The following is an 848-nucleotide window of genomic DNA, read 5'->3' on the forward strand; positions in this document are numbered from 1 at the left end:
GCTATTTACCGATGAATTTACAGCAGATCCTGCCGCACTGGTACATAAAGATACTGTGTACCTTTACACAGGTCATGATGAAGCGCCAAACAATGATGTATTCTTTGAAATGCATGACTGGCTGGCTTTTTCTTCTACTGACATGGTTAATTGGAAAAAACATGGCCCAATAATGAAAGCCACCGACTTTAAATGGGCTAAAGGTGATGCATGGGCATCACACATGATTGAACGTGATGGCACTTTTTACTTTTTTACCACAGTTCGTCACGATGAAAGCAAACCTGGTTTTGCTATTGGCGTTGCGACATCTAAATCACCAACAGGCCCATTCAAGGATGCAATTGGTCATGCATTAGTCACCGACGATATGACCAAGCATACACCTAATGATTGGGATGATATTGATCCCGCCATTTATGTCGAAGAAAACGGTGATACATACATGTTTTTCGGCAATCTCGTTCCCAAATACGTTAAACTCAGCGATGATTTGCTAAGCCTAGATGGTGAAATTAAAACAATCGACTTACCCAACTTTACTGAAGCCCTTTGGGTTCATAAGAAAGACGACAATTACTATGTTTCTTATGCGTGTGAATTCCCAGAAAAAATCTGTTATGCAATGAGTAAAAGCATCAAGGGCCCATGGCAATACAAGGGGATACTCAATGAGATTGCCGGTAACAGCGAAACTAATCATCAGTCAGTTATCGAATTTAAAGGTAAAAGTTACTTTATTTACCATACCGGCGCAGTACCACCGAAAGACGGCAAGCCAAGTGGTGGACGGTTTCGTCGCTCAGTCGCTATAGAGCCACTTTACTATAATGCAGATGGTACATTAC

At 41.4% G+C, this 848-nt stretch carries 1 protein-coding gene; it reads left to right on the forward strand.

Annotated features, from left to right (window positions below; genetic code table 11):
* Nucleotides 1-848, forward strand: an 848-nt coding sequence (locus tag CWB85_RS21345) for a glycoside hydrolase family 43 protein (RefSeq protein ID WP_138555972.1), incomplete at both ends; no start/stop codon positions are given.

Origin of the sequence: Pseudoalteromonas sp. S1727, assembly GCF_005886375.1 — a bacterium.
Classification (GTDB): Bacteria; Pseudomonadota; Gammaproteobacteria; order Enterobacterales; family Alteromonadaceae; genus Pseudoalteromonas; species Pseudoalteromonas haloplanktis.